Genomic DNA, 6,001 nt, shown 5'->3' on the forward strand with positions numbered 1-6,001 from the left:
GCAAAGCAGCTGCCAGAACAACAGCTGAAAACCGCACCGGAGATCCGGAACATCAGCCCCGAAGCGAATAAGGAAAGCTGCGGGGCTTTTTCTGCATATGCACCTCCATATCTTGCGTGTACATCCCATATGTACATCCATTAAAAGCATGAAAAATCAGATATACAGACCTTTATGCGACATAGCATGTACATGTAAAAAATTGCTTTTCTATACAAATACCGCTTCCTTTGCACCAGAAAAGAAAACAGACCGATCGAGAAATGACTCGTCCCGGAACAAGCGGTCTGATGTTATGTGAAGCAGAATGATTTCTACAAAAAATTGTAATCATATTAATTTTCTAAACATTCCTCACTTATTATTGTTCTTTATGAACGTCTGGATGTTTGGCAAAGCATAACACCCCCCGTTCTTTTCTAAAGATTCTATGTCAAAAGATAAAAGTGTATATTAATAAGGTTAAAGATATGCGGTTGGAAACAGGTTTTATCGTAGCAATGCTGATCATGAGCTCATTTTCGTGCAGCCGTAAGCAACACAGCATTTACAGTCCGTCGCTGCTGATGCTGGAAGACTCCCTGGACGTTATCCCGGAAAAGTCTGTAAGGCAGATACTTGAAACTGATACATCCTCTCTGAGAGGAGCCGACAAGGCATTCTATTATTTTCTGCTGGTCAAGGCGCAGCTTACTTCCGATGCTTCTGAATTGCTGCTGGACAAGTCGGATGTGGCTCTGTCGCATTTTACAAAACAGAAAGACTCCGCGCGCTTGTGCCAATTGCACTTCTTCCTTGGGAAAATATATTCCGGCAGATACGCCTTTCTCAGAGCCAATGCCTCTTACAGCCAGGCTGAGAGATTTGCAGAAAAGGACAGCGGAATGATGTTTGCCATCAAGGTGGGAGAAGCCTATATTTACCGTTTCAAGATGATGCATGACATGGAAGAAAAATGCCTGGAACATGCCCTCGACATCGCCAGCGAGATGAAAGACTCTACGCTGATGGCAGAAGCGCTGCATGAACTTGCAGAACTCCGCATTTCTGAAAAGAATTACACTGAAGCCGGACAGCGTCTGTGCAAGGCTCTCAGCATCTTGCCGCAGAAGGAATTCTCTGCCCGGGCGGAATACAACAAGGACCTGAGCAGAGTCTGCCTGGCCATGAACAGGCCTGATTCGGCTTTATTCTATATAGATATCGCCCTGCAAAACGACCATTCCGATGAGTTCGAATTGACTTGCAATGTATTGAAAGGAAATATCTGCCTGAAAATGAACCGCTTAAAGGACGCGGAGCGTCTTTTTCTGAAGAACATCGAGAAACTTCCCTTGAAAGAAAAGCAAGACGTTTACTACAAGATGGCACAGCTGAAGAAGGAGGAAAAGGACTTTCAGGCAGCCTCTGAGTATGCTGAAAGAAGCATCCGCTGCAGGGATTCACTGGAAGCAAACAATAAGGCCGGATATATCAGCAACCTGAACGCTTTCCAGGAGCACGAACGCCAGCAGCGGAGAATAGCCAATATGAACACGAAGATTTCAGAACAGGAAATTTCTTATTACCGCCTGGCCATCCTCTTGTCACTGATGCTGTGTTTAGGCATCTCAATCGTCCTCCGCATAAAGCAAGCCAAGAAAAAGGTTGAGGTGTCACTGAAGGAAAAGGAACAGGACATGGTTCGGCTCCAGAACAACCAATGGGAAACAGAGGTGAAATATTTGCAGGAGAAGCACAACCGTGAAGCCATTCAAATAGAATCGCTGAACCAGAATGTAGAATACTACAAGCGGCTGAATGCTCTAACCGTCCCGATTCTGATGAAAAGCCAGAACTCGCAAGGAGCCATGCATCTGAAAAAGGAGGAGTGGGATATAATCATACAGAATACGGATGCATGTTTCAACGACTTCACGTTCCGGCTGAAAGAGGCTTATCCGCAACTCACTCTGGAGGAGGTGCGCTTTGCCTGTCTGCTGAAGATGGAATTCTCGCTTTCCCTGCTTTCAGAAATATACCACATAGCCAAAGGAAGCATTTCGAGAAAGAAAATGCGTCTGAAAGAAAAGATGCAGATCGAAAACATGACTTTGGACGACTTTATCAAACAGTTTTAAGATCTGGCACAGGCTCATTGCCGGGCGGCAAAGGCAGACAAAGCAGGACGGACATCATCCGAATGCAAATTGTACATGTACAAGAGAATATTATACCCTGTATATCAGCATACTACGCATAAAGACATGTACATTGCAGAATCTGTCTTCTGTGAAATCTTATCTCTAAATTTGCAATCAGAAATACAAGACTTGTAATATGATAAAAAAAATTTATTGCTTTTGCATGTTATCCCTAACAAATCTTGCCGTATGGGCCGATGGCATTATGCCGGTTGACACTTTCACTGTCGAGGTCTATTACCGGCAGGGAAGTGCGCGGATCGACTCCGCCTATCAGGATAACCGCAACAAACTGGACAGTCTATTGGGAGTCCTCCACAAACTCTCATCCGACAGCACGCTTCGCCTGGACCGTTTCAGCATAATGTCGGGAGCATCGCCGGAAGGAAGCACGTCACTGAACAGAAACTTGTCGAAGCGCCGGTCGCAGAGCATCGGCAACTATCTTCGCCGCCGCATTCCTTCCCAGGCTTCCATTATAACAGAAACTCATGCCGGCATCGATTGGGACAATCTCCGCACGAAAGTCGCGCTGTCTGACATGCCCTGCAAAGAAAAAGAAGAAGTGCTGTCTATTCTGGACAATACCCCTGAGTGGGTCATAAAAAACGGCATCGTGGTAGACAGCCGCAAAAAGCAACTGATGGACCTTCACCGGGGAAATAGCTGGCGCTATATGGAAAAGCATTTCTTTCCCCTGCTGCGCCGTTCGCTCGTTGAAGTGCAATACGTATCCTTGCTGCCGGCTGCCGGGACGGAACAAGTGCCAGAGCCTGATGCCGAACAGACAGATACAGTGGAGATGCCGCAGCCTCTCACTCCTGTGCCCGCATCCAAAACGGAAGCGGAAGACAGCCGGATGGTATCAGAATCGCAACAGCAGCCGCCCTTCTACATGGCGGTCAAAACCAATCTGCTTTATGACGTCCTGCTCGTCCCCAACGCCGGCGTAGAGTTTTATCTGGGCAAAGGCTTCTCGGCAAGCGGAAGCTGGATGTACGCATGGTGGAAGAAGAACAGACGCCACCGCTACTGGCGAATCTACGGAGGCGAACTGGCCATACGGAAATACTTCTGCCGCCCGGAAGGAGGAAGCCCGCTCAGCGGACACCATCTGGGAGTGTACGGACAGATACTTACCTACGACTTCGAAACCGGAGGGCGGGGATACATGGGCGGCAAACCGGGCGGCACGCTGTGGGAAAAGATGAACTACACCGCAGGACTGGAATATGGCTATTCGCTGCCCATTGCAAGGAGATTGAACATCGACTTTGTCATCGGCCTGGGCTACTGGGGAGGAACCTATTACGAATACCTGCCCATGGACAACCACTATGTATGGCAGGCAACGAAACAGCGGCACTGGTTTGGTCCGACCAAGGCTGAGATATCTCTTGTCTGGCTGCTTGGCCGCGGAAACCACAACCTGAAGAAAGGAGGCAAAAAATGAAAAGATACGGTCTACTGTCCCTGCTCGCGCTGATAGGCATACTGACAGCATGCGAGCACAAGGAGCTTTGCTTCGACCATCCCCACACGGCTGATCTGCGGGTAATCTTCGACTGGAGATATGCTCCCGATGCCCGGCCCTCGAGCATGCGGCTTTATCTCTTTCCGAAAACAGAAAAAGAACCGCTGGTCTACGAGTTCACCGACCGGACGGGAGGAACTGTCACGGTTCCGGCCGGACATTATCGCGCATTGTGCCTGAACAGCAACACAGAGTTCATCCTCTACCGGAACGCTGAGCATTATGAAAGTTTTGAGGCTTATCTGGCCGAAGGAGCGTTCCCGCGTCCCGTACCGCGAAACGGCCAAAGCATCAGAGCGGTCCCGGACATGCTGTGGGACGACCGCGCGGAAGAAGTGGAGGTGGTGGCTTCACGCGAAGGACAAATGCTTACGCTCTACCCGAAGATTGTTGTGCGGCACTATATCGTGGAAATAATAAATGCAGGAAACCTGGAGTACATCTCCTCGGGAGAAATATTCGGTTCGCTCACAGGCATGTCCGGCGGCTTTATGCTCGGTGAGGACACACCGACAGACGAACTGGCAACGCTGCCCTTTGACATGACATCCGACGGAAAGACGACTGTAAAGGCCGATTTCTACACTTTCGGCTATCCACCGGCATCGGAAACTCCCCAAAGCCTGGTTGTATATGCCGTGCTGAACGACGGGAAAAAATACAGCTTTGTCTATGATGTCACGGCAAAAATACACGAGGCTCCGGATCCGATGAACGTACACATCGTGCTCGACGGGCTTCCCCTGCCCAAGCCCATCGACGACGACAGCGGCTTTAACCCGAATGTAGACGAATGGAATACAGAGGAGATTGAAATCTCCATGTAGATATAAAACGAACTTTTTTTTCTTAACCATTAAAAATTGTTTTATGAAGAGTAACATTATTTTGAGTTTAGCGATTGTGTCTGCATCATTTGCAGCCTGCTCCAACGACGAAGTAGTGGATGTGAACAGTGGAAAAGGAATCGCTTTCCGCACATTGGTAGACGCTTCTACACGAGAAGGCAACCAAGAAACATCCGCCTCTCTGAATGCTTTCAAGGTTACTGCCATCAGAAGTACCGGCACAGAGTTTGAAACAGATGTAACGAAGTCTGGCGACGCATGGAATACTGCGGGTACATATTATTGGCCCGAGTATGAGCTGAAATTCTATGCCTACGCAAACGGTCCTGCCTCAGGAAAAGGAACTGTAACCATCAACAAGGACAGCAAAACAATCTCCGATTTCACTCCTGACGGCAACGTGACTAACCACAAGGATTTGCTGATTGCATACAAAGCCGGGACTAAAGAAACTTACAACGCAGCTCCGGTTCCCTTGAACTTCAAGCATGCTCTATCTCAAATCGAGGTAAAAGCCAAGAACGCGAAAAGCAGCTCCATCAAAGTTGAAATCATCGGAGTGAAGATGGTCAACATGGCAACAAAAGCCAGTCTGACTTTCCCGGAAACAGAACTGGGAGCAAACGTTAAGCTGGCAGACAACGCATGGGGCAGCCATGCAGACCAGAATATGCCGGCAAAAGCTTATTACAGCAACGGAACAGAAGCTGTCACGCTGGACGGTACTCTGAAGTCCGTCATGTTCGGAGAAAAGAACTTCATGGTCATTCCGCAGCAGCTCACTCCGTGGAACGGAACGAAGAACAACCCCGAGGCGGAAATAAACAAGCAAGGCGCTTATCTCGCCGTTCTCTGCCGTATCTCCAATCTCAGCAACGCAGGAGAAACCTTGATTTATCCGCAACCGACAGAAAGTGACAACAAGGCAGGAAAGTATGCTTACTCTGCTGTAGCCATCAACACAAACTGGCAGCCGGGCAAAAAGTATGTCTACAACCTGACTTTCTGCGGGGACGGCGGCGGTGCTGGCAAAATAGACCCGAATCCGGAAAACCCCGGCGGCACGGATGACAAGACGGATGAAACTCCGGGCATCGGCGGACAGGATATTCTGGGAGGTCCCATCACCTTCACCGTCAGCGTGGATGACTGGGAAGAAGTTCCTACAGACATAAACATGTAATACGCTGCAAGCGATTTTTTTTGTCAATCATTTTAATTGTTTCATTGGCCTGAAAAAAATGACTTCGGTCTGCCAATAAAGGTCGAATCATTTCATCTGTTTTTTATGGCCAGGAGAGCATCTCGAAGGGATTTTGAGATGCTCTCTGTCTTTTTATACAACACCTGAGAAGCTCCGGTGACGCACCGCCGGAAAAAAAAGAATCTCCAGCCTGAAGACATATGTCTTCAAGTTGGAGATATGTATCTTTAAG

4 protein-coding genes are annotated in these 6,001 nt (G+C 48.4%); all 4 read left to right on the forward strand.

What is annotated here, in order from left to right:
* Window positions 1–470 precede the first annotated feature (470 nt).
* Entirely contained in the window at window positions 471–2,120 is a 1,650-nt protein-coding gene (locus tag QUW60_RS11990) for a tetratricopeptide repeat protein (protein WP_289560756.1), read from the forward strand.
* Between the two features lie 226 nt (window positions 2,121–2,346).
* Entirely contained in the window at window positions 2,347–3,636 is a 1,290-nt protein-coding gene (locus tag QUW60_RS11995) for a DUF3575 domain-containing protein (RefSeq protein WP_289560758.1), read from the forward strand.
* Window positions 3,633–4,544 carry a DUF5119 domain-containing protein gene (locus QUW60_RS12000; protein WP_289560760.1) on the forward strand — a complete coding sequence of 304 codons (912 nt, stop codon included), beginning with the start codon at window positions 3,633–3,635 and terminating at the stop codon, window positions 4,542–4,544. The genes QUW60_RS11995 and QUW60_RS12000 overlap by 4 nt, the downstream gene beginning before the upstream one ends.
* A gap of 43 nt (window positions 4,545–4,587) precedes the next feature.
* Window positions 4,588–5,748, forward strand: coding sequence for a fimbrillin family protein (locus tag QUW60_RS12005; protein WP_289560762.1), 1,161 nt, complete (start codon window positions 4,588–4,590; stop codon window positions 5,746–5,748).
* Window positions 5,749–6,001 lie beyond the last annotated feature (253 nt).

Source organism: Bacteroides gallinaceum, from assembly GCF_030373775.1.
GTDB lineage: Bacteria > Bacteroidota > Bacteroidia > Bacteroidales > Bacteroidaceae > Phocaeicola > Phocaeicola excrementipullorum.

What these genes read in the sequence shown, in the direction of transcription:
- QUW60_RS11990 (WP_289560756.1), top strand. Translation starts at nt 471, where the DNA reads ATGCGGTTGGAAACAGGTTTTATCGTAGCAATGCTGATCATGAGCTCA.
- QUW60_RS11995 (WP_289560758.1), top strand. Translation starts at nt 2,347, where the DNA reads ATGTTATCCCTAACAAATCTTGCCGTATGGGCCGATGGCATTATGCCG.
- QUW60_RS12005 (WP_289560762.1), top strand. Translation starts at nt 4,588, where the DNA reads ATGAAGAGTAACATTATTTTGAGTTTAGCGATTGTGTCTGCATCATTT.
- QUW60_RS12000 (WP_289560760.1), top strand. Translation starts at nt 3,633, where the DNA reads ATGAAAAGATACGGTCTACTGTCCCTGCTCGCGCTGATAGGCATACTG.